This window comes from Streptomyces cupreus (genome assembly GCF_014257025.1).
GTDB classification, from domain to species: Bacteria; Actinomycetota; Actinomycetes; order Streptomycetales; family Streptomycetaceae; genus Streptomyces; species Streptomyces cupreus.
This window is the reverse complement of record NZ_JACMSF010000020.1, coordinates 84,439-110,710: the sequence shown is the minus strand read 5'-3', so window position 1 is coordinate 110,710 and position 26,272 is coordinate 84,439. Positions and strand designations below refer to the sequence as shown.

Genomic DNA, 26,272 nt, shown 5'->3' with positions numbered 1-26,272 from the left:
GACGACCGAGAGGTTGTGGACAACTCCCTCACCCGAACGGGAGGTTCCGCCCAGGAGGTGTGCCCAGCGGATCCACAGGGGACCCGCGGCCCGGGCCCTACGGCAGCTCGAACCCGGGGTCCATCCCGCCGAGCGCGGACGTGCACAGGCAGTCCCGCTCCTCGTTCGAGGGCAGCGCGGCCACCGCGTCGAACAGCACGCCCCGCAGCCGGTCCACGTTGGCCGCGAACACCCGCAGCACCTCGTCGTGCGAGACGCCCTCGCCGGTCTCGGCGCCCGCGTCGAGGTCGGTGACCAGCGTCATCGACGTGTAGCAGAGCTCCAGTTCACGGGCGAGCGCCGCCTCGGGGTGGCCGGTCATGCCCACCACCGACCAGCCCTGCGCCTGGTGCCACAACGATTCGGCACGGGTCGAGAAGCGCGGCCCCTCGATCACGACCAGTGTGCCGCCGTCCACAGGCTCCCAGTCCCGCCCGCGCGCCGCCTTCAGCGCGGCCGCCCTTCCGGCCGGGCAGTACGGGTCGGCGAGCGACACATGCACCACGTTCGGCACGGCGCCGCCGGGCAGCGGCAGCCCGTCGAAGTACGACCCCGCCCGGGACTTCGTACGGTCGACCAGTTGGTCCGGCACAAGAAGCGTGCCCGGACCGTACTCGGGGCGCAGGCCGCCCACCGCGCACGGGCCCAGGACCTGGCGCACACCCACCGAACGCAGCGCCCACAGGTTGGCTTGGTAGTTGATCCGGTGCGGTGGCAGATGGTGGCCGCGCCCGTGCCGCGGCAGGAAGGCGACCCGCCGGCCGGCGATCTCGCCCAGGAAGAGGGAGTCGCTGGGCGGTCCGTACGGGGTGTCCACCTGGATCTCGGTCACGTCGTCGAGGAACGAGTAGAAGCCGGAGCCACCGATTACACCGATCTCTGCCTTCGCCATGCGGTCACACTAGCTGGCGGCCGATCGCCGCCGAGAGGGGCCGCGGAAAACGCGGAGAACCCCGCCGTCCTACGACGGCGGGGTCCCGTGAGCGCAGTGCTTACGCGGCGGAGCTGCTGCTGGTCGAGGTGCCCGAACCCGACGACTTCGAGTCCGAGGACGTCGAGGAGGAGGACGCCGAGGAGGGGGCCGACTTCGACGACGACGCCGGCGAGCTGCTCGACGAGGAGCCGCGGCTGTCATTGCGGTAGAAGCCGGAGCCCTTGAAGACAATGCCGACGGCGGAGAACACCTTCTTCAGGCGGCCACCGCAGTTGGGGCACTCGGTGAGGGCGTCGTCGGTGAACTTCTGCACCGCCTCAAGGCCCTCGCCGCACTCGGTGCACTGGTACTGGTAGGTCGGCACTGTCTTCCTCCTGGCACTCTCACTCAATGAGTGCTAACGACGGTCCATAGTGACGTATTCCTCGGGATCAGTCCACTGTCACCGGCACGCGGTGACCGACGCCACGTGCGACGGTACGGCTGCGGGGGCGTGCCACCAGCCGGGAGCGCAGCGCCAGAAGCGTCGCCAGGGCGAGCAGTGTGCCGGCCATCGGCACCAGGAATCCGGCGCCGTCCCGGAAGCGGTCCTCCAGCTGTCCGGCGACTGTGACGGCGGCCGCCTGACCGAGCGCCACCGCACCGGTCAGCCAGGTGAAGGCCTCGGTGCGGGCGCCGGCCGGGACCAGGCCCTCCACCAGGGTGTAGCCGGTGATCAGTGCGGGCGCGATGCACATGCCGACGAGGAGGCCGAGGGCGGCCAGGATGAGCACGGAGTGCGCGGCCCACAGACCGGACGCGGCGAGCGCGAGTGCGGCGTAGCCGAGGACGAGGCGCCGCTGCGGGGCGACCTTCCACGCGATGGCGCCGCACGCGATGCCGGAGAGCATGTTGCCGGCGGCGAAGACTCCGTACAGGACGCCGTTCAGACCGGGTTCGCCGATGGACTCGGTGAACGCGGCCAGCGACACCTGCATGCCGCCGAATACGGAACCGATGCCCAGGAAGGTCACGATCAGCACCCGCACCCCGGGGATGCGCAGCGCGGAAGTGTGCTCCACGCGTGCGTGCCCGTCGACGGTGACAGAGGGCTGCGTGCTCTTCTGCGCGGCGAACAGCAGGCCGCCGATCAGCGTCAGCGCGGCCTCCGTGACCAGGCCGGCGGCCGGGTCGACGGCGGTGCACAGCGCGGTGGCGAGCAGCGGGCCCACGACGAAGGTCAGCTCGTCGGTGACGGACTCGAACGCCGCCGCGGTGGTCATGAGGGGCGAGCCCTGGAGCTTCACGCCCCAGCGGGCGCGGACCATCGGGCCGACCTGCGGAACCGAGGCGCCGGTGGGCACGGCCGCCACGAACAGCGCCCACAGGGGCGCGTCCGCCAGCGCGAGCGCCGTCAGGGTCAGACCCGCCAGCGCGTGCACCAGCACACCGGGGATCAGGACGGCACGCTGCCCGTACCGGTCGGCGAGGCGCCCGCTGTAGGGCGCGAACAGCGCCATGGAGACGCCGGTGACGGCCGCGGCGGCGCCCGCGACGCCGTACGAGCCGGTGGTGTGCTGCACGAGCAGCACGATGGAGATGGTGAGCATCGCGAACGGCTGGCGCGCCGCGAAGCCGGGGAGCAGGAATGTCCAGGCGCCGCGGGTGCGCAGCAGTTGTCCGTATCCCGGGCGGGAGGAGGCCGGCGAGGTCTTCGACGGCTCGGTGGTGACCGTGGACTCCACGGCCCGTGCCTTTCTGCCGCCTGGTAGCGCGGCCCCTTCGGATGGGGGGCGGCGCCGAGAGCTGTCCTCATGCGCGGAACTGCGGTAGATACCGGCGCCTCACTGCGGGAGGGCGTCGCGGCCGCCATACGGTCGCGCCAGCTCTGCGTCAGGCAGAGTTGGTTCGATCAAGGTGCGCCTTCATCGTACAGGGATCAACCCTTCGTGCTCCTGTGAAAACAAGCACCATGGCGCTGGGACGCCTGTGAATGAACGGGGTGTGAACGGTACGAAACGCGCCCTTAACGACCGGGCGCGCCCCTGCACGCGTCGCGCACCACCCATAACGCGCCTGGCGCGCCCCTATTCCGCGCCCTCGCCGTCCGTGCCCAGCCACCCGGCCAGCTTGCCCCCGTGTCCCACGGCCCGAAGTCGCCGCTCGGCGGCGTCCCGTACCGGATCCGTGGCGACCACGAGCAGCTCGTCCCCGCGTCGCAGCACCGTCGTGGGCAGTGGCACGAACGATTTTCCGTCCCGCACGACCAGGGTGACGGCGGCGCCGGAGGGCAGCCGGAGCTCGTTGATCTCGACGCCGTGCATCTTCGAGCCCGCGGGGATCGCGACCGACAGCAGGTGTCCCCGCAGCCGCTCCAGCGGCGCCGACTCGATGCCGAGGTCGGTGGGGGCCTCCGTGTCCTCGCCGAGCCGCAGGGTGCGGGCGAGCCATGGCAGGGTCGGCCCCTGGACCAGGGTGTAGACGACGACCAGGACGAAGACGATGTTGAAGATCCGACGGCTGTCCTCGACGCCGCCGACCATCGGGATCGTCGCCAGGATGATGGGGACGGCGCCGCGCAGACCGGCCCACGACATCAGTGTCTGCTCCTGCCAGGGCACCCGGAACGGCGTCAGACAGAGCACGACGCTCAGCGGGCGCGCGACCATCGTCAGCACCAGGCCGATGACGAGGGCGGGCAGGATGTCGTCGCCCAGTTCGTGCGGGGTGACCAGCAGGCCGAGCAGGACGAACATGCCGATCTGGGCCAGCCAGCCGAGCCCGTCGGCGAAGCCGCGGGTGGCCGGCCAGTGGGGCAGGCGGGCGTTGCCCATCACCATCGCGGCGAGGTAGACCGCGAGGAAGCCGCTGCCGTGGGCCAGGGCGCCCGCCGCGTACGCCACGACGGCGATGGCCATGACGGCGATCGGGTAGAGGCCGGAGGCGGGCAGCGCCACATGGCGCAGGCCCCAGGAGCCCAGCCAGCCCACCGCGAGGCCGATGGCGGCGCCGATGGCCAGCTCCAGCGCTATCTCGCCGACCAGTGCGTACCAGTGCTCGACCGGACCGGAGTGCGAGAAGGCGACGACCAGGATCACGACAGGGGCGTCGTTGAAGCCGGACTCCGCCTCCAAAGTGCCCGTCACGCGCGTGGGGAGGGGGATCTTGCGCAGCACGGAGAAGACCGCGGCCGCGTCCGTGGAGGACACGACGGCCCCGACGATGAGCGCTTGGCGCCACTCCAGGCCGGTCAGATAGTGCGCGGCCGTCGCCGTCACGCCGACGCTCACCGCGACGCCCGCCAGGGCCAGCGCGGTGGCGGCGGGAAGAGCCGGCTTGACCTCCTTCCACCTCGTGCCAAGACCACCCTCGGCGAGGATCACGACCAGGGCCGCGTACCCGATGACCTGCGTCAGCTCGGCGTTGTCGAACTTGATGCCGCCGATGCCGTCCTGCCCCATGGCGACGCCGATCCCCAGGTACACGAGCAGGCTGGGGAGCCCGCTGCGCGAGGAGATCCGGACCGCTGCGACGGCGACGAGCAGGACGAGCGAGCAGACGAGCAGAAGCTGGTTGAGGTCGTGGACAGTCAGCGGCCGTTCCCTTCCCTGGCTCACGGGCACGCGCGCGTGAGCTCACGTACATAGGACACGAAGTGGCGGAACTCCGTACCCAACTACTTCGTTACCTTACCTAACTCTTGACGATTTCTTGACGCTCCGCCGGGCATGATCGAACGTCGTGCGTCCTGGTTCCCTACTCCGCGTCAAGTGGCACCAGGCCCTGCGCCTATGGTTGCTCCAGCGCTCATTCAAAAGGACAGCCCGCCCTGCCGCTCGCGTTAGGACAGCAAGGACAGCGATGCCCCCCAACACCACCGCCTCTACGGGTCAGCAGCCCGGCAAGTCCGGCAGGAAGAAGGGGCGCAGAGCCCGCCTGATCGTCATCGTCCTCGTGCTGGCCATCATCGGAGGCGTCGCGTACGGGGCGTACTGGTCCATCAGTACCGTCCGCGCCTCCTTCCCGCAGACCAAGGGTTCGATCACGCTCGACGGCCTGTCGGGCCCGGTCGACGTGAAGCGGGACGGCTACGGCATCCCGCAGATCTACGCCTCCTCCGACGAGGACCTGTTCATGGCGCAGGGCTACGTCCAGGCGCAGGACCGGTTCTACGAGATGGACGTGCGCCGTCACATGACCTCCGGGCGCCTGTCGGAGATGTTCGGCAGGAGCCAGGTCGACAACGACGAGTTCCTGCGCACCCTGGGCTGGGACCGGATCGCGAAGGAGGAGTACGACAGCAAGCTGTCGGACGCCACCAAGAAGTACCTCCAGGCCTACGCCAAGGGAGTCAACGCCTACCTGGAGGGCAAGGAAGGCAAGGAGCTCTCCCTGGAGTACGCCGCCCTCGGTTTCGCCAACGACTACAAGCCCGAGCAGTGGACCCCGGTCGACTCGGTCTCGTGGCTGAAGGCGATGGCCTGGGACCTGCGCGGCAACATGGAGGACGAGATCGACCGCGCCCTGATGACCAGCCGTCTGGGCCCGCAGCAGATCGAGGACCTCTACCCGCAGTACCCGTACGACCGGAACAAGGCGATCGTCCAGGAGGGTCAGTACGACGAGCTGACCGGGACGTTCGAGCAGGAGGGCGCCGCGTCCGCGGCCGGAACATCGGCCGACGGCACCTCGACGGCCGGCACGTCCACGAGCGGCACCACGGGCCTGCAGAGCCAGCTCTCCGGCCTCTACGGCGTCCTGGAGGACCTGCCCACGGCCGTCGGCGTGAACGGCAACGGCATCGGCTCCAACTCCTGGGTCGTCTCCGGCGAGCACACCATCACGGGCAAGCCGCTGCTGGCCAACGACCCGCACCTGTCGGCGTCGTTGCCGTCGGTCTGGTACCAGATGGGCCTGCACTGCCGCAGCGTCTCCAGCAAGTGCCAGTACGACGTCACCGGCTACACGTTCGCCGGCATGCCCGGTGTGATCATCGGCCACAGCCAGAACATCTCCTGGGGCATGACCAACTCCGGTGTCGACGTCACCGACCTCTATCTGGAGAAGCTCACCGGCGACGGCTACCAGTACGACGGCAAGGTCAAGCCGTTCACCACGCGCGAGGAGACCATCAAGGTCGCCGGCGGCACCTCCAAGAAGATCGTCGTCCGCGAGACCAACAACGGCCCCCTGCTCTCCGACCGCAGCGACGAACTGGTCAAGGTCGGCAAGAAGGCCTCCGTCGACACCTCCGCGCCCGACCGCGGCGACGGCTACGGCATCTCCCTGCGCTGGACCGCCCTGGACCCGGGCACCTCCATGGACGCCGTCTTCGCGATGAACAGGGCGGCGAACTGGAGCGACTTCCGCGCCGCCGCGGCCCTGTTCGACGTGCCCTCGCAGAACCTGGTCTACGCCGACACCGAGGGCCACATCGGCTACACCCTCCCCGGAAAGATCCCCACGCGCGCGAAGGACGTCGACGGCTCGATCCCGCAGCCCGGCTGGGACTCCAAGTACCGCTGGACCGGCTACATCCCGCAGGACGAGCTGCCCTTCGAGTTCGACCCCGCGCGCGGGTACATCGTCACCGCCAACCAGGCCGTGATCGACAAGGACAAGTACCCCTACACGCTCACGACGGACTGGAGCTACGGCACGCGCAGCCAGCGCATCACCGACCTGATCAAGTCGAAGATCGACGACGGCGGCAAGATCTCCACCGATGACATGCGCCAGATGCAGCTGGACAACAGCAGCGAGATCGCCAAGCTGCTGGTACCGAAGCTGCTGAAGATCGACACCGACGACAAGGACGTCCGCGAGGCGCAGAAGCTCCTGGAGGGCTGGGACTACACCCAGGACGCCGACTCGGCGGCCGCCGCCTACTTCAACTCGGTCTGGCGCAACATCCTCAAGCTCGCCTTCGGCAACAAGCTGCCCAAGGAGCTGCGGGTCAAGGGCCAGTGTCTGTGGGTCGACCCGGTCAACACCACCGGCCCGGCGGACGAGACGGAGAAGGTCCGCGAGTGCGGCCGGCGCGATGCCGACCAGGCGCAGCCGGACGGCGGTGACCGCTGGTTCGAGGTCGTCCGGAACCTCATGGACGACGAGGACAGCGACTGGTGGAAGACGCCGTCGTCGGGCACCCGCCCCAAGGCCGACAACCGTGACGAGCTGTTCCGGCGCGCCATGATCGACGCCCGCTGGGAGCTGACCGCCAAGCTCGGCAAGGACATCGACACCTGGAGCTGGGGCCGGCTGCACCGCCTGTTCCTGAAGAACCAGACCCTCGGCACCGACGGCCCCGGCTTCCTCCAGTACGTCCTCAACCGCGGCCCCTGGAAGCTCAGCGGCGGCGAGGCGACGGTCAACGCCACCGGCTGGAACGCCGCCGGCGGCTACGGCGTCGTGTGGGTGCCGTCGATGCGGATGGTGGTCAACCTCGGCGACCTGGACAAGTCGAAGTGGATCAACCTCACCGGCGCCTCCGGGCACGCCTACAGCGCCCACTACACCGACCAGACGGAAAAGTGGGCCGACGGCGAACTGCTAGACTGGTCCTTCTCCGACGGCGCGGTCGACGAGAGCACGAGCGACACCCTGGTGCTGAAGCCGTGAGCCGCTGACGGTGCACGCAACGTAGGGCCCTCCACGCACGCGTGGAGGGCCCTTTCACATGCGCAGGGACCCGGGAGCGGGCTTCAGGTCGATGGAAAGCGGCGTACGCCCGACGGCGTCACCACCGCGTGCACCGGCCGGTCGTGCGCCTGCGCGGGGACGCGCTCGACGACCTCCGTGTCGTACAGCAGCACGACCAGGGCGGGGTGCGCGTCCGCGCGTTCCAGGCGGGCGAGCACGCGGTCGTACGAGCCCCCGCCGCGCCCCAGACGCATGCCGCGCGCGTCCACCGCGAGCCCGGGCAGCAGCACCACGTCCGCGGTGGTCACGGCGTCCGGCCCGAGGCGTTCGCCGGCGGGCTCGAACAGGGCCATCTTTCCGCCGTGTTGGACCCGTGCGAGGGAGCCCTCGCCGGTGTACGCGCCCCAGTCCAGGTCGTTGTCGGGCAGGAGCGCGGGGAGCAGGACGTGCACGTCCCGCGCGCGCAGCGCGTCCAGCAGCGCGAGCGTGCCCGGTTCGCTCCCCACGGAGACATACGCCGCCACCGTGCGCGCCCGCGCCAGCTCGGGCAGCTCCAGCGCGCGCCCCGCCAGCGCGACCCCGGCCTCCCGTACGTCATCAGCCGTCAACCTGTTCCTCACCGCGAGGAACTCTCGACGCAACGTTCGCTTGTCAGGCTCAGCCGGACGTCCGATCTGACTCAATGGTCGTACCCGTACCCTTTCAATACGCTCATATGAGAGCCAATTAACCGGAGCCACAGATTCCCTACAAAGGCACCGGATAAGGTTGCGGGCATGACTCAGTCGCACCCTCGGATCAGCAAGGCTGTCATTCCCGCAGCAGGTCTCGGCACCCGGTTCCTCCCGGCGACCAAGGCCACTCCCAAGGAGATGCTGCCGGTCGTCGACAAGCCGGCGATCCAGTATGTGGTCGAGGAGGCCGTCTCCGCGGGCCTCGACGACGTCCTCATGATCACGGGCCGCAACAAGCGCCCCCTTGAGGACCACTTCGACCGCAACTACGAACTGGAGTCCGCTCTTCAGAAGAAGGGCGACGCCGGCCGGCTCGCCAAGGTGCAGGAGTCCAGCGACCTCGCGACCATGCACTACGTCCGCCAGGGCGACCCCAAGGGGCTCGGCCACGCGGTGCTGTGCGCGGCCCCGCACGTCGGCCACGAGCCCTTCGCCGTGCTCCTCGGTGACGACCTCATCGACCCGCGCGACCCGCTGCTCAAGCGCATGGTCGAGGTCCAGGAGCAGCGCGGCGGCAGCGTCATCGCGCTCATGGAGGTCGCCCCCGAGCAGATCCACCTCTACGGCTGTGCCGCGGTCGAGACCACCGAGGACGGCGACGTCGTCAAGGTGACCGGCATGGTGGAGAAGCCCGACGCCGCGGACGCCCCCTCGAACTACGCGATCATCGGCCGCTACGTCCTCGACCCGCACATCTTCGACATACTGCGCAAGACCGAGCCCGGCCGCGGTGGCGAGATCCAGCTCACCGACGCCCTCCAGCAGCTCGCCGCGGACGAGAAGGTCGGTGGCCCGGTGCACGGCGTCGTCTTCAAGGGTCGCCGCTATGACACCGGCGACCGTGGCGACTACCTGCGTGCCATTGTCCGACTCGCATGCGAACGTGAAGACCTGGGCCCGGACTTCCGGACCTGGCTTCGCAGTTACGTAGCCGAGGAGATGTAGCCATTTTGAGCAGCGCCGCGCCCCGCACCACAGGCCAGGATCACCTCTGGTCGGTGGACGAACACCTGGAGGACATCCTCGCGACCGTCCGCCCCCTCGAACCCATCGAGCTGCAACTCCTCGACGCCCAGGGCTGTGTCCTGGTCGACGACGTCACGGTGCCGGTGTCCCTGCCGCCGTTCGACAACAGCTCCATGGACGGATACGCGGTGCGGGTCGCCGATGTCGCGGGCGCGAGCGAGGAGTTCCCGGCGGTCCTGGAGGTCGTCGGGGACGTCGCCGCGGGCCAGGCGGAACCGCTCCAGGTGGGTCCCGGCCAGGCCGCCCGCATCATGACCGGCGCCCCACTGCCGCCCGGCGCCGAGACCGTCGTACCGGTGGAATGGACCGACGGAGGCCTCGGAGAAGGTCCCGTGACCGGGATGCGCGCCCGCGCGCTGGCCCCCGAGGGCGCCGAGGGGCACGTGCACGTGTACCGGCCCGCGGAGGCACGCGCGCATGTGCGCGCCAAGGGCAGCGACGTGAAGGCCGGTGACCGCGCCCTGGAGGCCGGCACCGTCCTCGGACCGCCGCAGATCGCCCTGCTCGCCGCGATCGGCCGCGGCACGGTACGCGTGCGCCCGCGCCCGCGCGTGGTCGTGATGTCCACCGGCAGCGAACTCGTCCAGCCCGACGAGGCGTTGCGCAGCGGCCAGATCTACGACTCCAACAGCTTCGCCCTCACCGCGGCCGCCCGGGACGCCGGCGCCATCGCCTACCGCGTGGGTGCCGTCGCCGACGACGCCGAGATCCTGCGCTCCACCATCGAGGACCAGCTGGTGCGCGCCGATCTCATGGTCACCACAGGCGGCGTGAGTGTGGGCGCGTACGACGTCGTCAAGGAGGCCCTCCAGTCCGTCGGCGACGAGGACGAGGCGGGCAGCGGTATCGACTTCCGCAAGCTCGCCATGCAGCCCGGCAAGCCCCAGGGCTTCGGCTCCATCGGCCCCGACCACACCCCGCTGCTGGCCCTCCCCGGCAACCCCGTGTCGTCGTACGTCTCCTTCGAGCTGTTCGTGCGCCCCGCGATCTGCACCCTCATGGGCCTCGAAGACGTCCACCGGCCGCGCACGAGGGCGACCCTGGCGGCGGACAAGGCGCTGACCTCGCCGAAGGGGCGCCGGCAGTTCCTGCGCGGGACGTACGCCGACGGCACCGTGACCCCGGTCGGCGGCGCCGGATCGCACCTGGTCGCCGCCCTCGCGCACGCCGACTCGCTGATCGTCGTCCCCGAGGACACCGAGTCCGTGGAGCCCGGCGCCGAGGTCGAGGTCGTCCTGCTCGGCTGAGCGCACGCGCGTGTGCCGGTCCGCGGGCCGGTCCTGCTCCGGTGCGCGCGCCGACTTGGCGGTACCGTGTCGCGCACAGCAGGCCCAGCGCCGCACCGCCACGGGCCCGGACCGGGAGCGCCACACAGCATGAGTACGCAGGACGGACTGACGCACATCGACGAGGCGGGCGCGGCCCGCATGGTCGACGTATCGGAGAAGGACGTGACGGCGCGCACCGCCCGCGCGAGCGGGCGCGTCCTGGTCTCGCCCCGCGTGGTCGAGCTGCTGCGCGGCGAGGGCGTCCCCAAGGGCGACGCGCTGGCCACCGCGCGGATCGCGGGCATCATGGGCGCCAAGCGCACCCCGGACCTGATCCCGCTGTGCCACCCGCTCGCGGTGTCCGGTGTGAAACTGGATCTGTCGGTAGCGGACGACGCCGTGGAGATCCAGGCCACCGTCAGGACCACGGACCGCACGGGCGTCGAGATGGAGGCCCTCACCGCGGTCTCCGTCGCCGCGCTCACCGTGATCGACATGGTCAAGGCCGTCGACAAGGGAGCGGTCATCACGGACGTACGGGTGGAGGAGAAGACGGGCGGCAAGTCGGGCGACTGGAGCCGGGCATGACGTATCGCGCTCTTGTGGTCACCGCCTCCAACAGGGCCGCCGCCGGGGTCTACGAGGACAAGGGCGGCCCACTGATCGCCGACGGCCTGAAGCGCTTCGGCCTCGACGTCGAGGGACCCCAGGTCGTACCCGACGGGGACCCTGTGGAGGCCGCGCTGCGCGCCGCCGTGGACGCCGGGTACGCCGTCGTCGTCACCACCGGCGGCACCGGCATCTCGCCGACCGACCGCACGCCCGAGGCGACCCGCAAGGTGATCGACTACGAGGTGCCGGGCATCGCGGAGGCCATCAGGGCGTTCGGACGCGAGAAGGTGCCCACGGCCGCGCTCTCCCGGGGCCTTGCCGGGGTGGCGGGAAGCACGCTGATCGTCAATCTGCCGGGTTCCACCGGCGGGGTGAAGGACGGACTGGCCGTCCTTGAGTTCCTGCTGCTCCACGCCGTCGACCAGATCCGTGGCGGCGATCACCCCAGACCCGGCGCAGGCAGCGGGGGTGCGAGCTGAACAGCCCATCCTGGCCCGTCGTACTGGCGGACGGCGATGTCGTCCTCCGGCCGATAAAGCTGCGCGACCAGCGGGCCTGGCGCGAGGTCAACCGGCGCAACCGGGACTGGCTGCGCCCCTGGGAGGCGACCATCCCACCGCCCACGCCCAGCGGGCCGATCGCGCACCGGCCGACCTACCGCCAGATGGTCCGGCACCTGCGCTCCGAGGCGAACGCGGGCCGGATGCTGCCCTTCGTCATCGAGTACCAGGGGCGGCTGGTCGGGCAGTTGACGGTCGCCGGGATCACCTGGGGCTCCATGTGCTCGGGACACGTCGGCTACTGGGTGGACGAGGCGGTCGCGGGCCGCGGGGTGATGCCGACGGCCGTGGCGCTCGTCGTGGACCACTGTTTCCGCACCGTCGGACTGCACCGCATCGAGGTCTGCATTCGCCCCGAGAACGGGCCGAGCCGCCGGGTGGTGGAGAAACTCGGATTCCGCGAGGAGGGGCTCAGACCCCGTTATCTCCACATCGACGGCGCCTGGCGCGACCATCTCGTGTTCGCGCTCACGGCTGAAGAGGTGCCCGACGGGTTGCTGAACCGCTGGCACCGGGCACACTCCCGGGGGAGGTCGTCCGACGGGCCGAGGAACGCGCAGAACACGCCGGGTAATCCCGCACAGCCCGGGTAATTGAATAAATGTTCGAAATTGATCGCCGCGTGACCGTCTCGGAGCCCTGAATTCGCGTCCTGTGCGGCCTGCTGATCGCATGGGTCACAAAAAAATTTCGAAATATCAGCCAGATCGTGCGACACACCGGCTCAATTGGCAGATGGCCTCACGCAAACCCCTCTACCGTGTGAGGCGTGAGCAGCAGCGGCCTCATCTACGCAGTCATTGTCGGGGCCTGGGCCGCCTACTTGGTGCCGATGTGGCTCCGTAGGCAGGACGAGCTGAACGAGGCCCGTCCGACGGAACGCTTCAGCACAGCCATCCGGTTGCTGTCCGGACGGGCGGGGATGGAGCGCCGATACGCCAAGGACCTGCGCGCGCGCTCCGCCGACGAGGGGGAGCCCAGCGCCGACGACCCGGACGGCGTCACCGCATCGGTGGACGTCCGGGCCTTCGCCATGCCTCCGACGCGCCCGCAGACGGCCGCGCCGGCGCCCGAACCCGGGCCCGCGCCGGCGCAGAAGTCCCAGAAGGCGCAGGCGGCGCAGAAACCGGTCCCGGCCGCACGGCGCACGCCCCCGACGCCCGCCGCGGAGGCGGCCGCAGCGCGCGCCCAGCGCACGAAGGTGCTCGCGCGCCGTCGGCGCACCACCGTCGTGCTCTTCCTCGCCTTCACACTCGGCGCGATCGTCGCCGCCGTCGGAGGGCTCGCTTTCCTGTGGGCGCCCGGCGTGCCCGCCGTGCTGCTCAGCGTGTACATCGCGTACCTGCGCACCCAGGAGCGCCGCCGCTTCGCGTACCAGATGGACCGCCGCCGAGCCGAAGCCGCCGCGCAGCGGCTCAGGGAGCGCACCCGCCAGCCGCGCCGGCGCATGCCCGCCGACGCCGGCGCGGACGCAGAGGAGCCGGACGAAGGGGCCGGACCACACACCGACCCGGGGCTGTCGGCGCTCGCCGCCGACCGGCGGGCACTCGTCGAGCAGACCGATCACGCCGAGTGGGTCGATCAGCAGCGTGAGCGCCAGCGGCGGCCGGGGCAGGGCGACAGCTGGGACCCGGTGCCGGTGCCGCTCCCCACGTACGTGACCGCGCCGGTCGCGCCGCGGGCCACCGCCGATGTCGATCTGGGCGCGCCCGATGCCTGGAGCTCGGCGCGGTCCAGCGCGGTCGCACCGGAGCAGGAGGCGCAGTCCCGCGCCGCCACGGCCGAGCAGACGGAGGCGGCCGACGACGAGGAGAGGGCGGACGGCGGCGGGCGCAGTGACGCCCGCCGGGCCGCGTCCGCCCGGCGGGCACGTGAGCGGGGACGCACGCCGTTGTTCGACCAGTACGAGGACGGCGGACGGCCGCGGGCGGCCAACGAGTAGGCGCCCGGAACGGATTTCCGAGCGGGCGGATCGGGATGCTAGAGTTTCACTCGTTGCAAGGGCCTGTGGCGCAGTCCGGTAGCGCACCTCGTTCGCATCGAGGGGGCCAGGGGTTCAAATCCCCTCAGGTCCACCGCAGCATCGTTCACGAGTCAACTCGTAAGCGATACACGAGATCCCGTCCGATCATTTCGATCGGGCGGGATCTCGGCGTTTCCGCGGCTTCGGGGCGGGCGCCCAACGCTCCCGCCCCGACCGGCATCTGACCCCGTGAACGGCCCGCCGCGCGCCTCGGTCCGTCTCAGGGGGTGAGCGGCTTGGCGAAGCACAGGCTCAGATCGTGGAAGCGGTAGTAGCCGAACTTCGCGCACGGCTCGTAGCCGCTGGACTCGTACAGGGCGACGGCCTCCGGCTGCTTGGCGCCCGTCTCCAGCACCATGCGCAGTCGGCCGGCCGCGTGGGCGTCCTCCTCCAGAGCGGCGAGGATGCGCCGGGCGAGGCCACGGCCGCGCATCGCGTCGATCACATACATCCGCTTCAGTTCGGCGTCCCCGTCGATGTTGCCCTCGTCGTTCGCGTCCCGGACGCGCCAGCCGCCCGAGGCGACCGGGGAGCCGTACTCGTCGTAGGCGATCAGGTACACGCCGTTCGGCGGTTCGAAGTCGGCAGGGTCCATGAGGGTGGCGTCACCGCCGTCGCCGTAGCGGACGTCGTACTCGGCCTGGACCGCGTCGTTGAGCTTGACGGCGTCGGGGTGGTCGAAGGAGACGCGACGTATGTGCATGCGGGTAACCGTACATTCATAGGTGGTCGGAATCTGGACTCCGTCCAGTCTGCCGGTATCGTGCCCGGGTGCTCACTGTGACCAGCGTGAATGTGAACGGGCTGCGCGCCGCCGCGAAGAAGGGCTTCGTGGAGTGGCTCGCCGAGACCTCCGCCGATGTGCTGTGCCTGCAGGAGGTGCGCGCCGAGCCGCAGCAGCTCCCGGACGCCGTGCGGGCGCCCGACGGCTGGCACGTCGTGCACGCGCCCGCCGCCGCCAAGGGCCGCGCGGGCGTCTCCCTCTACACCCGCCGCGAGCCCGACCGTGTCCGGGTCGGCTTCGGATCGAGCGAGTTCGACACGAGCGGCCGCTACGTCGAGGCCGACCTGCCCGGTGTGACGGTCGCCTCCCTCTACCTGCCCTCCGGCGAGGTCGGCACCGAGCGCCAGGACGAGAAGATCCGCTTCATGGACGAGTTCCTCGCCTACCTCAAGGACCTGCGCGTACGCGCCGCCGCCGACGGGCGCGAGGTCGTGGTCTGCGGCGACTGGAACATCGCCCACCAGAAGGCGGACCTGAAGAACTGGCGCGGCAACCAGAAGAGCTCCGGGTTCCTGCCGGAGGAGCGCGAGTGGCTCGGTCAGGTGCTCGACCCGGCCGAGGGCGGGTACGTCGACGTCGTGCGGGCCCTGCATCCGGACGTCGAGGGGCCGTACTCCTGGTGGTCGTACCGGGGGCGGGCTTTCGACAACGATTCCGGATGGAGGATCGACCTCGCCGTCGCGACACCAGGACTCGCCGGCCGGGCGGTCAAGGCCTACGTGGAGCGGGCCGCGAGTCATGAGGAGCGGTGGTCGGACCATGCCCCGGTGACGGTGGTCTTCGAGCAGTGACAAGCGAACGTGGGGTGCCCCGAAGCTTCGGGCACCCCACGTCATCGGCTCGAGCCGAGCGCAGCGTCAGGCGTCGTAGTCCTGGTCGAAACGGTCCTGCTCCTCCTGCTGGAGTCGCTCCGTCTCCTCGTCGCGGTCGCGCTGCTTGCCGCGCTGCTCCTGGCCGCGTTCGCGGGCCTGCTGCATCTTTTCCTTGGCCTGCTGCTGCCACTGCTCGGACTTGTCCTGGAACTGGTCCTTCATGCCCATGAGATTTCACTCCCGTGATGGGTGAGGGGATCGGGCTCGACCAGATTCACACGCGCCGTAACACTACGCATGTCGATCAGTTACGGCGCGTAGTTCGCTCCTGCTCGTCGGCCGCGCCGCCCGCTCCGACCAGACCGATCCGCATGCCGTCGAGACGGTCCGCGAACCGCCGCATCTCCCGCTGACCCACGGTCCCGATGACCGTCGGCAGATACCCCCGCACACCCTGCATCCCGCGCAGCCACCACTGCCCGTACACATGGCCCGCCCGCCGCTCGATCCCGGCCACGATCCGGTCGACCGCGGGCCCCAGCGGATACGTCTTGTTCGACGGCCACGGCAGCCGCTGCCGAAGCTCCCGCATGACGTCGTCCTGATCGGCCCCGCGCACCATGTCCGTGTCGGTCCAGGACAGATACCCCACGCCCACGCGCACGCCCTTGTGGCCGACCTCGGCGCGCAGACTGTGTGCATACGCCTCCACGCCCGACTTGGACGCGCAGTACGCCGTCATCATCGGCGCCGGAGTGATCGCGGCGAGGGAGGCGATCTGGAGCAGATAGCCGCGGCTCTCCATGAGCACCGGCAGGAACGCCCGGGCGGTCACCGCCGAGCCGATGAGGTTCACCTCGATGACCCGCCGCCACGCCACCGGATCGGAGTCGACGAAGGGGCCCCCGGACGCGACACCGGCGTTGGCCACCACGATGTCGACCTTCCCGAACCGCTCCTTGACCTCCCGCGCCACCCGGGCCATCGCCTCGTGGTCGGTGACGTCGGCGTGCCAGTGGTCGCTCTCGCTGTGCAGCCGCTCGGAGACCTGCTTGAGCGCGTCCGGTTCGAGCCCGACCAGCGCCACCTTCGCCCCGCGCGCGGAGAGCTTACGGGCGAGCAGCTCGCCCACGCCCCGCGCCGCTCCGGTGACGACGGCGACCTGTCCTTCGAGGCTCACCCTGCTCATGCGCCCTCCTTGATCTGTGCGTAGGCGACGACGAGTTCACGAATCCTGGTGCTGACCAGCTCGGGCGCCTCCACCGGCGTCATGTGCCCGAGCCCGGGGAGTTCGGTGAGCCCGACGCAGGTGGGCAGCGCGGCGGCCAGCGACCGCGCGTGCACCGGCGGGGTGAGCCGGTCGGCGGTCCCGACGACGACCGCGGTCGGCACCCTCAACTCCCTTACGCCATGGTCGAGATCGAGCAGATCCAGCACCTGTGACCAGGCGTGCCGCACCCGCCGCGGACAGGCGTGCACGATCCGCGCGCACGCCTCGACCATGTGCGGCGCCGAACCCGGCCCCATGGTCCCGTACTTGAGGATCCGCCGAGCGAGCGGCGTGACCGGACCTAGCGGCGCCCGCGACCCGAGGATCTGCTTGGTCAGCCACGTCCGCGTCCGCCCCGCCCGCATCGGTACGACGGTCGCCTCGGCGACCAGCCGCGACGACCCGGTGCTGCACAGCAGTACGGCGGCCGCGTGCTCCCGGAACGCCGGCCGCGCCGCGGCGGCCAGCACCGTCATCCCACCCATCGAGTGCCCGACGACCACCGCCTTCTCCGCAGGCGCGAGGGTCTCCTTCAGTACGGCTTCCAGGTCGTCGGCGAGCGCCTCGGTACCGCAGGACCGGCTCGCCGGGCTGCGTCCGTGGCCGCGCTGGTCGTAGGCGATGACGCGGTGGTCGGTCGCCAGTTCCCGTATCTGCGCCGCCCAGAAGGCGGTGGAGCAGGTCCAGCCGTGGGCGAGGACGACGGGGGGCGCGTTCTCGGGGCCGTGCACCTCTACGTGCAGGCGCGCGCCGTCCGCGGAGATCGCGGTGAGTTCGCGGGTGGGGGTGGGCGGGGCGTAGGGCCCGGAGCTCACGTGCATCAGGCGGCTCACGCGTCCACCTCCGCACGCTCTTCGGCGCCGGTGCGCCCCTCGGAGCCGCCCGCGGCGCGCACCACCGCGTACTCCGTGAGATCCACCCGCCGTGTCGCGCGCCGGAACTCGCTTGTCGTGCCCGGCCAGATCGTGGTGTTGCGGCCGCTCTCGTCCAGGTACCAGCTCGTGCAGCCGCCGGTGTTCCACACCGTGCGCTTCATGCGCTCCTGCACGCGCCGGTTCCAGGCGTGCACGGCGCTCGGGCGGGCGTCCAGGGCGACGCGTCCGCCGAGCCCGGGGGGTCCGGGGGGATTCCCCCCGGAAAGCACAGCCAACTGCCGTACGAAGTCCGCCATGTAGTTGAGCTGGCTCTCGATCATCAGGATCATCGACGAGTTGCCGAGCCCGGTGTTGGGCCCGATGATCGTCATCCAGTTCGGGAACCCGGCGGCGGACGCGCCCCGCAGGGCCTCCATTCCGCCCTTCCACGACTCCGCAAGGGTCTGCCCGTCGGCGCCCACGACCCGGTCCGCGATCGGCATGTCGGTGACGTGGAAGCCGGTGCCGAAGACGATCGCGTCGACCTCGGCCTCGGTGCCGTCGGCGGCGACGAGCGTCGAGCCGCGAATCTCGGCGAGCCCGCCGGCGACGACGTCGACGTTCGGCCGGGCGATCGCCGGGTAGTACTCGCTGCTGAGCAGGATCCGCTTGCAGCCGATGCGGTAGTGAGGGGTGAGCTTGGCGCGCAGGGCCGGGTCCTTGATGACGCGGGCCATGTTCTGCTTGGCCAGCTTCTCGACCAGCCCCAGTTCGTTCGGGTGCTTGGTGAACGCCTGGACCTGCAGCTCCCGGATGCCCCACAGCAGCCCGCGCCGGGCCTGGGTGGTGAAGGGCAGCTGCCTGTGCAGCCAGCGCTCCACGCCGCTGATCGCGCGGTCCATGCGCGGCATCACCCACGGCGGGGTGCGCTGGAAGAGCGTGAGCCGGGAGACCTCCGGCTGGATGGCCGGCACGATCTGGATGGCGGAGGCGCCGGTGCCGACCATGGCGACGCGTTTGCCGCGCAGGTCGTAGTCGTGGTCCCAGCGGGCGGAGTGGAAGACCTTGCCGGGGAAGGAGTCGAGCCCCGGGATCTCCGGCACCTTGGGGTCGGACAGCGGCCCGGTGGCGGAGACGACGAAGTCGGCCGACAGGTTCCCGCTGGTGGTCTCGATGTCCCAGCACAGCCTCTCGCCGTTCCACGCCATCCGCTTCACCTCCGAGTCGAAGCGGATGTGCGGGCGCAGCCGGAAGACGTCCGTGATGTGCTCCAGGTAGGCGCGGATGTGCTCCTGCCCGGAGAAGGTGCGCGGCCAGTCGGGGTTGGGTGCGAAGGAGAAGGAGTACAGGTGGGACGGGACGTCGCAGGCGCAGCCGGGATAGCTGTTGTCCCGCCAGGTGCCGCCGACACCGGACGCCCGCTCCAGGACGACGAAGTCGGTGACGCCCTCCCGCCGCAGCCGCACCGCGGCCCCGAGCCCACCGAACCCGGATCCGACCACCGCCACCCGTACATGCTCGTGTTCGGTCATCCCGAAGCCCTCCACACAGCCGTGCGACCCTGCCAGTGAACACTGGCGCAATGGGAGGGTAGAGCAGCTCCGTACTCATGGGTAGGGGGTGGGCGAAGGAAAGTTACCTCCGGTACGCCATAGGCTTCCGGCGTGGCAGAAGACGCAGGACGACCCGAGGGCCGACACGAGTACCGCGTGGAAGAGCTGGCCCGACTCGCCGGCATCACCGTGCGCACCCTGCGCTTCTACCGCGAACGGGGGCTCCTCCCGCCGCCCCGCCGTGAGGGCCGTATCGCCTGGTACGACGACCGCCACCTGGCCCGGCTGCGCACGATCTCGGCGCTGCTGGAACGCGGCCACACCCTCAGCGGCATCGCCGACCTCGCCGAGGCCTTCGACCACGGACGCGACGTCGCCGACCTGCTGGGCATGGACTCCCCGACCGAGGAGATCCCGGTCCGCCTCACCCCCGAGGAACTCGCCGACCGCTTCGCCGGCGAGGTCACCCCGGAGAACTTCGCCGCCGCGCTGGAGCTCGGCTATCTCGCCACCGACGGCCAGGAGATCGTCCACATCAGCCGCCGCCTGCTGGACGTCTCCGCCGCCCTGGTCCGCGAGGGCATCCCGCTGTCCGAGGTCCTCGCCGCCGGCAAGGAACTGCGCGCCCACGCCGACGTCCTCGCCGACCTCTTCGCCGACCTCATCCTGCGCCATGGCACCGAGGAGGACCTCCCCCGCCTGCGCCCCCTCGCGAGAAGCGTGGTGGAGGCGGAGATGTCCCTCGCCCTGGACCGACGCCTGCGCAAGCGGGCTCAGTAGTGTCCTGACCTCAGGAGCGCGGCGGCAACTTCGGCCGCGACCTGTCCGGTACGTGGGAGTAGTCCGGCGGGCTCGCCGGGGGGTTCGTCGCCAACAGGTCCAACGCGAGCTGGACCGCGTCGTCCAACTGGGCGTGGCGGCCCTCTGCCCAGTCCAGGGGGGTGCGGAGGATTTCCAGGTCGGGGAGTACGCCCTTGTTCTCGATCGTCCAGCCGTACGCGTCGAACCAGGCCGCGTTCATCGGGACCGTGATCACAGTGCCGTCGCCCAGGCGGTGGCGGCCGGTCATGCCGACCACTCCGCCCCAGGTGCGCTGACCGACGACCGGGCCGAGCTTCAGGAGTTTGAAGGCGGCCGTGATCATGTCGCCGTCGGAGGAGGTCGCCTCGTCGGCCAGGGCGACCACCGGGCCGCGCGGAGCGTTCGAGGCGTACGACACCGGCTGGGCGTCGCGGGTGAGGTCCCAGCCGAGGATCGTGCGGGTCAGTTTCTCCACGACGAGTTCGCTGATGTGGCCGCCGGCGTTGCCGCGGACGTCGACGATGAGGGCGGGGCGGGAGACCTCCATGCGCAGATCGCGGTTGAACTGGGCCCAGCCGGAGCCGCCCATGTCGGGGATGTGGAGGTAGCCGCAGCGGCCGCCGCTCAACTCCCGTACGACCTCCCGGCGTTTGGCCACCCAGTCCTGATAGCGCAGGGGGCGTTCGTCGACGAGCGGGACCACGGCGACCCGGCGCGCGCGGCCCTCGCCCTCCGCCGGGGTGAACGTCAGCTCCACCGTCGTACCGCCCGATCCCGCGAGCAGCGGATAGGGGCCCGTCACCGGGTCGACCTCGCGGCCGTCGACGTGGGTCAGTACGGCGCCCTCGCGGATGCCGGTACCCGCGAGTGGGGAGCGGGCCTTGGAGTCGGAGGACTCGCCGGGCAGGATCCGCCGTACCGTCCAACCGTTCTCGCGCCGTACGAAGTTGGCGCCGAGCAGGCCCTGGCGGCGCTGGTAGTGGGGCGGGCCCTCGTTGCGGCGGGCCGGGGAGACGTAGGCGTGGGAGGTGCCGAGCTCGCCGAGGACCTCGCGGAGCAGATCGGCGAACTCGTCCGGGGACGCCACGCGTTCGACCAGCGGGCGGTACTGCGCGAGCACCGCGTCCCAGTCGATGCCGCACATGCCGGGGTCCCAGAAGTAGGCGCGGATCAGGCGGCCCGCCTCCTCGTACGACTGACGCCACTCGGCGGCGGGGTCGACCTCGTGCAGGATGCGGCGGGCGTCGATCCACACCGTGGAGTCGCTGTCGCCGGGCTCGGTGGCGGGTACCGCGCGCAGGTCGCCCTCGTCGACCAGGACGAGCCGGCTGCCGTCGCCGCTGACCGCGAAGAAGTCCAGATGCTCGACGAGTTCGGACTTCTTCGCCTTGCTGATGGTGAAGTGTTCGAGGGTCGGACGGCCGCTGGTGTCGTCGGGGTTGACGAACGTCTCGCCGAGCGCCCCCGAGATCGGCCAGCGCAGCCAGACCAGGCCGCCGCCCGCGACCGGGTGCAGCGCCGAGTACTTGGAGGCGGCGACCGGGAACGGCGTCACCCGGCTCTCCAGGCCCTCGATCTCCACGGTCACCGCGCCGCCCTCGCCGCCCTCGTCCTCCATCGGGTCCAGGCCCCCGGCGGCCGGGCGGCCCTCCGGGTTCAGGGCGAAGGGGGAGGGCGTCGCCGACGACAGCGGCACCAGGTAGGGGCGGCAGCCGAGCGGGAAGGACAGATCGCCGGTGTGGACGTCGTACACCGGGTCGAAGCCACGCCAGGAGAGGAAGGCCAGATAGCGACCGTCGCTGGTGAAGACCGGGTTCTCGTCCTCGAAGCGGCCGTTGGTGACGTCGACGATGAGCCGGGCCGCCTCTCCGGTACCTCCGGTACCGGCGATTCTGGCCATCTTGATCTGACGCAGGGAGCGGCCGATGCCCGGGTGCGACCAGGTCAGCCAGGAGCCGTCCGGAGAGAACGCGAGGTCGCGGACCGGGCCGTTGATCGACCGGATCAGCTCGGTCACCTCGCCGTTGGATTCCTCGGTGGCGTCGATGAGCAGGAGCCGTCCGTCGTGCGCGGCGATGGCCAGGCGCTCGCCCTGCGGATCCGAGACCAGTTCCTGGACCCGGCCCAGCTCGCCCGAGGCCAGCCGGCGCGGCTCGCGGTCACCGGTCGCCCGGGGCAGATAGGCGATCTCGATGGCGTCCTCGCCCTCGGCGTCGGTGACGTAGGCGACCTGGCCGACCGAGCCGAGCATCTCCGGGAGCCGGACCCGTACGCCCGGAGTGTCGGTGATCGTACGGGCCGGGCCGTCGCGGTGGGTCAGCCAGTACAGGCTGCCGCGTACGACGACGGCGCTCGCGCGGCCCGTCTCGTCGACGGAGATGCCGTCGACGTGCTGGGCGGCCGGCACCTGGTAGCGGCGCCGTCCCGCGCGCGGGCCGCTCAGTCGGACGTCGAGCCTGCGCGCCTCGGCGGAGAGGTCGTCGACGATCCACAGTTCGCCCGCGCACTGGTAGACCACCCGGGTGCCGTCACTGGAGGCGTGCCGGGCGTAGAAGGCGTCGTGGTCGGTGTGCCGGCGCAGGTCGGTGCCGTCGTAGGCGCAGGAGTAGAGGTTGCCGACGCCCTCGTGGTCGGAGAGGAAGGCGATCCGGCCGTCGACGAACATGGGGCAGGCGAGGTGTCCTTCGAGGTCGGCCAGCAGCCGTTCGCCGTGCAGCCACAGGCGGCCCGTGGCGCCGCCCCGGTAGCGCTTCCAGGCGGCCGGTTCGTGCGGCGGGGTGCCGGTGAGCAGGAGGGTCTTGCGCTCGCCGTGCAGGTCGGCGACCTGGAGGTCGGAGACCGGGCCCCAGGGCAGCTTGCGGCCGGGGGAGCCGTCGGGGGTGACCTTGTAGGCCCAGGTGAAGTGCGAGAAGGGCTCGCCGTGGGAGGCGACGGCGAGGATGTCGCCGTCGGGAGTCCAGCCGGTGACCTGGGTGTCCGCGGTCCCCCAGTGGCTGAGCTGGCGCCCCGGTCCGCCCTCCGTCGGGACCAGGTGGATCTCGGGGACGAGACTTCGCCAGCTCGTGTACGCGATCCGCTCGCCGTCGGGCGAGAAGCGGGGATGGCCCACTTTGGTGCGGTCCACGGTGAGCCGCCAGGCGCGGCCGGGTCCGTCCAGGGGGGCCAGCCAGAGGTCGTCCTCGGCCACGAAGCACAGCAGGTCACCGTTGAGATGGGGCAGGCGCAGATAGCTCACCTCCTCATGCTTTTCCGCTGGATGGGCCCGGGCAACTCGTGGGGCAGAGGGCACGTGACCCAAGACACGTACGAAACGGTTTCGTTTCGCTCAGTGGCTGCGCTACATTCGTTCTGTACGAAACCGTGTCGTTCGCAGCGGAGATTCGCGGCGGAGAGGGGAGTGCATCATGGCCGAGGTCGCAACAGCGCGCCGCAGCCGGATCACGCCCGAGCGTGAGGCCGAGCTCTACGAGGCCGTGCTCGATCTGCTCCGCGAGGTCGGCTACGACGCCCTGACCATGGACGCGGTCGCCGCGCGCACCAAGTCCAGCAAGGCCACGCTCTACCGCCAGTGGGGCGGCAAGGCCGAACTGGTGGCGAAAGCCGTACGGCACAGCAAGCCGGGCGGTATCGGGCTCGGCGACATCGACACCGGGTCGCTCAAGGGTGACCTGCACGCCCTCACTCTGCGCTCGGACGACTGCGAGATGGAGCAGAACTCCGCGCTGATGCGAGGGCTGGCCATGGCCGTGCACAGCAACCCGGATCTCCTGCAGGCCTTCCGGGAACATCTCATCGAACCGGAGATGGCGGAGTTCCGTCGTGTGGTGCAGCGGGCGATCGACCGGGGTGAGGTCCACGCGGACAATCCGGCGATCGACTACATGATGCACATGATGCTCGGTGGGTTCGCCGCCCGCACGATGATCGACGAGCTGCCGCCGACCCAGGCCTTCCTCCTTTCGTACATCGACGCCGTGGTCCTCCCCGCCCTCGGCGCCCCCGCTTCCTGAGCACCCCCGCAGTACCTGACGCGACCGCTCACGTCGTCGGGCCGATCACCCCTGCCACCCACCGGGTTGATCACCCATGCCCTGAACACCCCACGACCTGACCGGGAGTACGCCTCCGTGGCCACGTATCTCTATCGACTCGGCCGGCTCGCCTTCCGGCGACGGCACCTCGTCGCCCTGATCTGGGTGGCCCTGCTGACGCTCGCGGGCGTCGGCGCCGCCTCCGCGCCCGCAGCGGGCAGCAGCTCCTTCTCCATCCCCGGCACCGAGGCCCAGAAGGCCTTCGATCTGCTGGACGAACGATTCCCCGGGATGAGCGCCGACGGGGCGACCGCACGCGTCGTCTTCCAGGCGCCCGACGGGCAGAAGCTCTCGGACGCCGGCAACAAGTCGGCCGTCGAAGACGCGGTGAAGGAACTCGGCACCGGCTCCGAGGTCGTCTCGGTCACCGACCCCTTCCAGACCAAGTCGGTCTCCAAGGACGGCTCGGTCGGCTACGCCCAGGTCCGCTACGAGGTCTCCGGCATGGAGCTCCAGGACGCCTCCAAGGAGGCCCTGGAACAGGCCGCCGAGGACGCGCGCGAATCCGGGCTGACCGTCGAGATCGGCGGTGACGCGCTCCAGGCCACACCCGAGACCGGGTCCACCGAGATCATCGGTATCGCGGTCGCCGCCGTCGTCCTGGTCATCACCCTGGGCTCGCTGGTCGCGGCCGGACTCCCGCTGCTGACCGCCCTCATCGGCGTGGGCATCGGCGTCTCGACGATCACCGCCCTCGCCAACACCCTGGAGCTCGGCTCCACCACCTCCACGCTCGCCATGATGATCGGCCTCGCCGTAGGCATCGATTACGCGCTGTTCATCGTCTCCCGCTACCGCGCCGAACTGGCCGAGGGCCGCGACCGCGAGGAAGCCGTCGGCCGCGCCGCCGGAACGGCCGGCTCCGCCGTGGTCTTCGCCGGCCTCACCGTCGTTATCGCCCTGGTGGGCCTGTCCGTCGTCAACATTCCGATGCTGACGAAGATGGGTATCGCCGCGGCCGGCACGGTCGTGATCGCGGTTCTGATCGCCCTGACGATGATCCCGGCCCTGCTCGGCTACGCGGGCCGCAAGGTGCAGCCGGCGGGTGCGAAGAGCAAGCTGTTCGGCCGTAAGAAGGCCGCTTCCGAGGACAGGCCGGCCAAGCCCAACATGGGCACCCGCTGGGCCAGCTTCGTGGTCCGCCGTCCGGTCGCCGTGCTGTTGTTCGGCATCGTCGGACTCGGGGCCGCCGCCGTCCCGGTCGGCTCCCTGGAGCTCGGTCTGCCCGACGACGGTTCGCAGCCGATCTCCACCACCCAGCGCCGCGCCTACGACCTGCTGTCCGAGGGCTTCGGGCCAGGCTTCAACGGTCCGCTGATGGTCGTCGGCGACGCCAAGGGCAGCGACGACCCGACGGCCGCCGCGGCCGAGGTGGCCGACGAGATCAAGGGCCTGGACGGTGTCGTGACGGTCGCGCCTGCGACGTTCAACAAGGCCGGGGACACCTTCACCATCACCGTGATCCCCGACTCCAAGCCCTCCTCGACCCAGACCGAGGACCTGGTCCACGCGATCCGGGACACCGGCGCCGGCGTCAAGGCCGACACGGACACCGAGGTGCTGGTCAGCGGCACCACGGCGATGAACATCGACTTCTCGCAGAAGATGAACGACGCGCTGATCCCGTATCTCGCGCTCGTGGTGGGCCTCGCCTTCCTCCTGCTGATCGCGGTGTTCCGCTCGATCCTGGTCCCGCTGAAGGCGGCCCTCGGCTTCCTGCTCAGCGTGCTCGCCGCGCTCGGCGCCGTCGTCGCGGTCTTCCAGTGGGGCTGGCTGTCCGGCCTCATGGGCGTCGAGGAGACCGGCCCGATCATGTCGATGATGCCGATCTTCATGGTCGGCGTGGTCTTCGGTCTCGCGATGGACTACGAGGTGTTCCTCGTGACCCGGATGCGCGAGGCGTACGTCCACGGCGAGAAGCCCAGCCAGGCCGTGGTGACCGGGTTCAAGCACGGCGCCCGGGTGGTCACGGCAGCAGCGGTGATCATGATGGCGGTGTTCGCGGGCTTCATCGGCTCCTCCGAGTCGATGGTCAAGATGATCGGCTTCGGCCTCGCCATCGCGGTCTTCTTCGACGCGTTCGTGGTCCGTATGGCGATCGTCCCGGCGGTGCTGGCCCTGCTCGGCAAGCGCGCCTGGTGGCTGCCGAAGTGGCTGGACCGCGCGCTGCCGAACGTCGACGTCGAGGGCGAGGGCCTTCAGCGCGCGTCCGAGGCGCGGGCTGACGAGGATGACGAGGACAAGGAGCTGGTACGCGCCTGACGTACCGCTTGTGAGTGAGACCAGCCGG

22 protein-coding genes and 1 tRNA gene are annotated in these 26,272 nt (G+C 70.6%); 12 read left to right on the top strand and 11 right to left on the bottom strand.

Going from position 1 to position 26,272, the window contains the following annotated elements:
* Positions 1-97: 97 nt before the first annotated feature.
* The 4 genes from H4N64_RS20060 to H4N64_RS20045 form a co-directional block, all read right to left on the bottom strand.
* On the bottom strand, positions 98-931 hold the full coding sequence (locus tag H4N64_RS20060; protein WP_186283756.1) for an S-methyl-5'-thioadenosine phosphorylase: 834 nt from the start codon (positions 929-931) through the stop codon (positions 98-100).
* 100 nt (positions 932-1,031) lie between these two features.
* Complete coding sequence (locus H4N64_RS20055; protein ID WP_186283755.1) at positions 1,032-1,337, bottom strand: FmdB family zinc ribbon protein; 306 nt, start codon at positions 1,335-1,337, stop codon at positions 1,032-1,034.
* Between the two features lie 67 nt (positions 1,338-1,404).
* On the bottom strand, positions 1,405-2,697 hold the full coding sequence (locus H4N64_RS20050) for an MFS transporter (protein WP_186283754.1): 1,293 nt from the start codon (positions 2,695-2,697) through the stop codon (positions 1,405-1,407).
* 342 nt (positions 2,698-3,039) lie between these two features.
* On the bottom strand, positions 3,040-4,575 hold the full coding sequence (locus tag H4N64_RS20045) for a potassium/proton antiporter (RefSeq protein WP_186283753.1): 1,536 nt from the start codon (positions 4,573-4,575) through the stop codon (positions 3,040-3,042).
* A 238-nt stretch (positions 4,576-4,813) separates the two neighbouring features.
* Between H4N64_RS20045 and H4N64_RS20040 the strand changes: the two genes are divergently transcribed.
* On the top strand, positions 4,814-7,573 hold the full coding sequence (locus H4N64_RS20040; RefSeq protein ID WP_186283752.1) for a penicillin acylase family protein: 2,760 nt from the start codon (positions 4,814-4,816) through the stop codon (positions 7,571-7,573).
* A gap of 83 nt (positions 7,574-7,656) precedes the next feature.
* On the opposite strand, the gene H4N64_RS20035 is transcribed toward H4N64_RS20040, so the two are convergent.
* Complete coding sequence (locus H4N64_RS20035; protein WP_186283751.1) at positions 7,657-8,277, bottom strand: 5-formyltetrahydrofolate cyclo-ligase; 621 nt, start codon at positions 8,275-8,277, stop codon at positions 7,657-7,659.
* Positions 8,278-8,370: 93 nt separating this feature from the next.
* Between H4N64_RS20035 and galU the strand changes: the two genes are divergently transcribed.
* The 7 genes from galU to H4N64_RS20000 all read left to right on the top strand — a co-directional run bounded on the left by galU (position 8,371) and on the right by H4N64_RS20000 (position 13,869).
* Positions 8,371-9,273 (top strand): UTP--glucose-1-phosphate uridylyltransferase GalU, encoded by a 903-nt coding sequence (gene galU, locus H4N64_RS20030; RefSeq protein WP_186283750.1) that lies wholly within the window; start codon positions 8,371-8,373, stop codon positions 9,271-9,273.
* 5 nt (positions 9,274-9,278) lie between these two features.
* Positions 9,279-10,601 carry a molybdotransferase-like divisome protein Glp gene (gene glp / locus H4N64_RS20025; RefSeq protein WP_186283749.1) on the top strand — a complete coding sequence of 441 codons (1,323 nt, stop codon included), beginning with the start codon at positions 9,279-9,281 and terminating at the stop codon, positions 10,599-10,601.
* Positions 10,602-10,730: 129 nt separating this feature from the next.
* Entirely contained in the window at positions 10,731-11,210 is a 480-nt protein-coding gene (moaC, locus tag H4N64_RS20020) for a cyclic pyranopterin monophosphate synthase MoaC (RefSeq protein ID WP_186283748.1), read from the top strand.
* Positions 11,207-11,713 carry a MogA/MoaB family molybdenum cofactor biosynthesis protein gene (locus H4N64_RS20015; protein ID WP_186283747.1) on the top strand — a complete coding sequence of 169 codons (507 nt, stop codon included), beginning with the start codon at positions 11,207-11,209 and terminating at the stop codon, positions 11,711-11,713. The genes moaC and H4N64_RS20015 overlap by 4 nt, the downstream gene beginning before the upstream one ends.
* Positions 11,710-12,387, top strand: a complete 678-nt coding sequence (locus H4N64_RS20010) for a GNAT family N-acetyltransferase (RefSeq protein ID WP_186283780.1) — start codon at positions 11,710-11,712, stop codon at positions 12,385-12,387. The genes H4N64_RS20015 and H4N64_RS20010 overlap by 4 nt, the downstream gene beginning before the upstream one ends.
* A 176-nt stretch (positions 12,388-12,563) precedes the next feature.
* Positions 12,564-13,736 (top strand): divisome protein SepX/GlpR, encoded by a 1,173-nt coding sequence (sepX, locus tag H4N64_RS20005; protein ID WP_186283746.1) that lies wholly within the window; start codon positions 12,564-12,566, stop codon positions 13,734-13,736.
* Between the two features lie 59 nt (positions 13,737-13,795).
* Positions 13,796-13,869 (top strand) — tRNA-Ala (locus H4N64_RS20000).
* A 168-nt stretch (positions 13,870-14,037) separates the two neighbouring features.
* Here H4N64_RS20000 and H4N64_RS19995 read toward each other — a convergent pair.
* Positions 14,038-14,520, bottom strand: a complete 483-nt coding sequence (locus H4N64_RS19995) for a GNAT family N-acetyltransferase (protein WP_186283745.1) — start codon at positions 14,518-14,520, stop codon at positions 14,038-14,040.
* 68 nt (positions 14,521-14,588) lie between these two features.
* Between H4N64_RS19995 and H4N64_RS19990 the strand changes: the two genes are divergently transcribed.
* Positions 14,589-15,392: an exodeoxyribonuclease III gene (locus H4N64_RS19990; RefSeq protein WP_186283744.1), complete on the top strand. Its 804-nt coding sequence runs from the start codon at positions 14,589-14,591 to the stop codon at positions 15,390-15,392.
* A gap of 66 nt (positions 15,393-15,458) precedes the next feature.
* On the opposite strand, the gene H4N64_RS19985 is transcribed toward H4N64_RS19990, so the two are convergent.
* The 4 genes from H4N64_RS19985 to H4N64_RS19970 all read right to left on the bottom strand — a co-directional run bounded on the left by H4N64_RS19985 (position 15,459) and on the right by H4N64_RS19970 (position 19,069).
* Positions 15,459-15,641: a hypothetical protein gene (locus H4N64_RS19985; RefSeq protein ID WP_186283743.1), complete on the bottom strand. Its 183-nt coding sequence runs from the start codon at positions 15,639-15,641 to the stop codon at positions 15,459-15,461.
* Between the two features lie 76 nt (positions 15,642-15,717).
* Entirely contained in the window at positions 15,718-16,602 is an 885-nt protein-coding gene (locus tag H4N64_RS19980) for an SDR family oxidoreductase (RefSeq protein ID WP_186283742.1), read from the bottom strand.
* Positions 16,599-17,516, bottom strand: coding sequence for an alpha/beta fold hydrolase (locus tag H4N64_RS19975; RefSeq protein ID WP_186283741.1), 918 nt, complete (start codon positions 17,514-17,516; stop codon positions 16,599-16,601). Before H4N64_RS19975 ends, H4N64_RS19980 begins: the two co-directional genes overlap by 4 nt.
* Complete coding sequence (locus H4N64_RS19970) at positions 17,513-19,069, bottom strand: flavin-containing monooxygenase (RefSeq protein ID WP_186283740.1); 1,557 nt, start codon at positions 19,067-19,069, stop codon at positions 17,513-17,515. The genes H4N64_RS19975 and H4N64_RS19970 overlap by 4 nt, the downstream gene beginning before the upstream one ends.
* 132 nt (positions 19,070-19,201) lie before the next feature.
* Between H4N64_RS19970 and H4N64_RS19965 the strand changes: the two genes are divergently transcribed.
* On the top strand, positions 19,202-19,870 hold the full coding sequence (locus H4N64_RS19965) for a MerR family transcriptional regulator (RefSeq protein WP_186283739.1): 669 nt from the start codon (positions 19,202-19,204) through the stop codon (positions 19,868-19,870).
* Positions 19,871-19,880: 10 nt separating this feature from the next.
* Here the strand turns inward: H4N64_RS19965 and H4N64_RS19960 are convergent, their stop codons facing one another.
* The gene (locus H4N64_RS19960) at positions 19,881-23,126 is read right to left on the bottom strand and encodes a S41 family peptidase (RefSeq protein ID WP_186283738.1); all 3,246 of its coding nucleotides are present in this window, start codon (positions 23,124-23,126) and stop codon (positions 19,881-19,883) included.
* Between the two features lie 169 nt (positions 23,127-23,295).
* Here H4N64_RS19960 and H4N64_RS19955 point away from each other — a divergent pair, with 169 nt between their 5' ends.
* Positions 23,296-23,901: a TetR/AcrR family transcriptional regulator gene (locus H4N64_RS19955; protein ID WP_186283737.1), complete on the top strand. Its 606-nt coding sequence runs from the start codon at positions 23,296-23,298 to the stop codon at positions 23,899-23,901.
* Positions 23,902-24,018: 117 nt separating this feature from the next.
* The gene (locus tag H4N64_RS19950) at positions 24,019-26,244 is read left to right on the top strand and encodes an MMPL family transporter (RefSeq protein WP_186283736.1); all 2,226 of its coding nucleotides are present in this window, start codon (positions 24,019-24,021) and stop codon (positions 26,242-26,244) included.
* Positions 26,245-26,272: the final 28 nt, after the last annotated feature.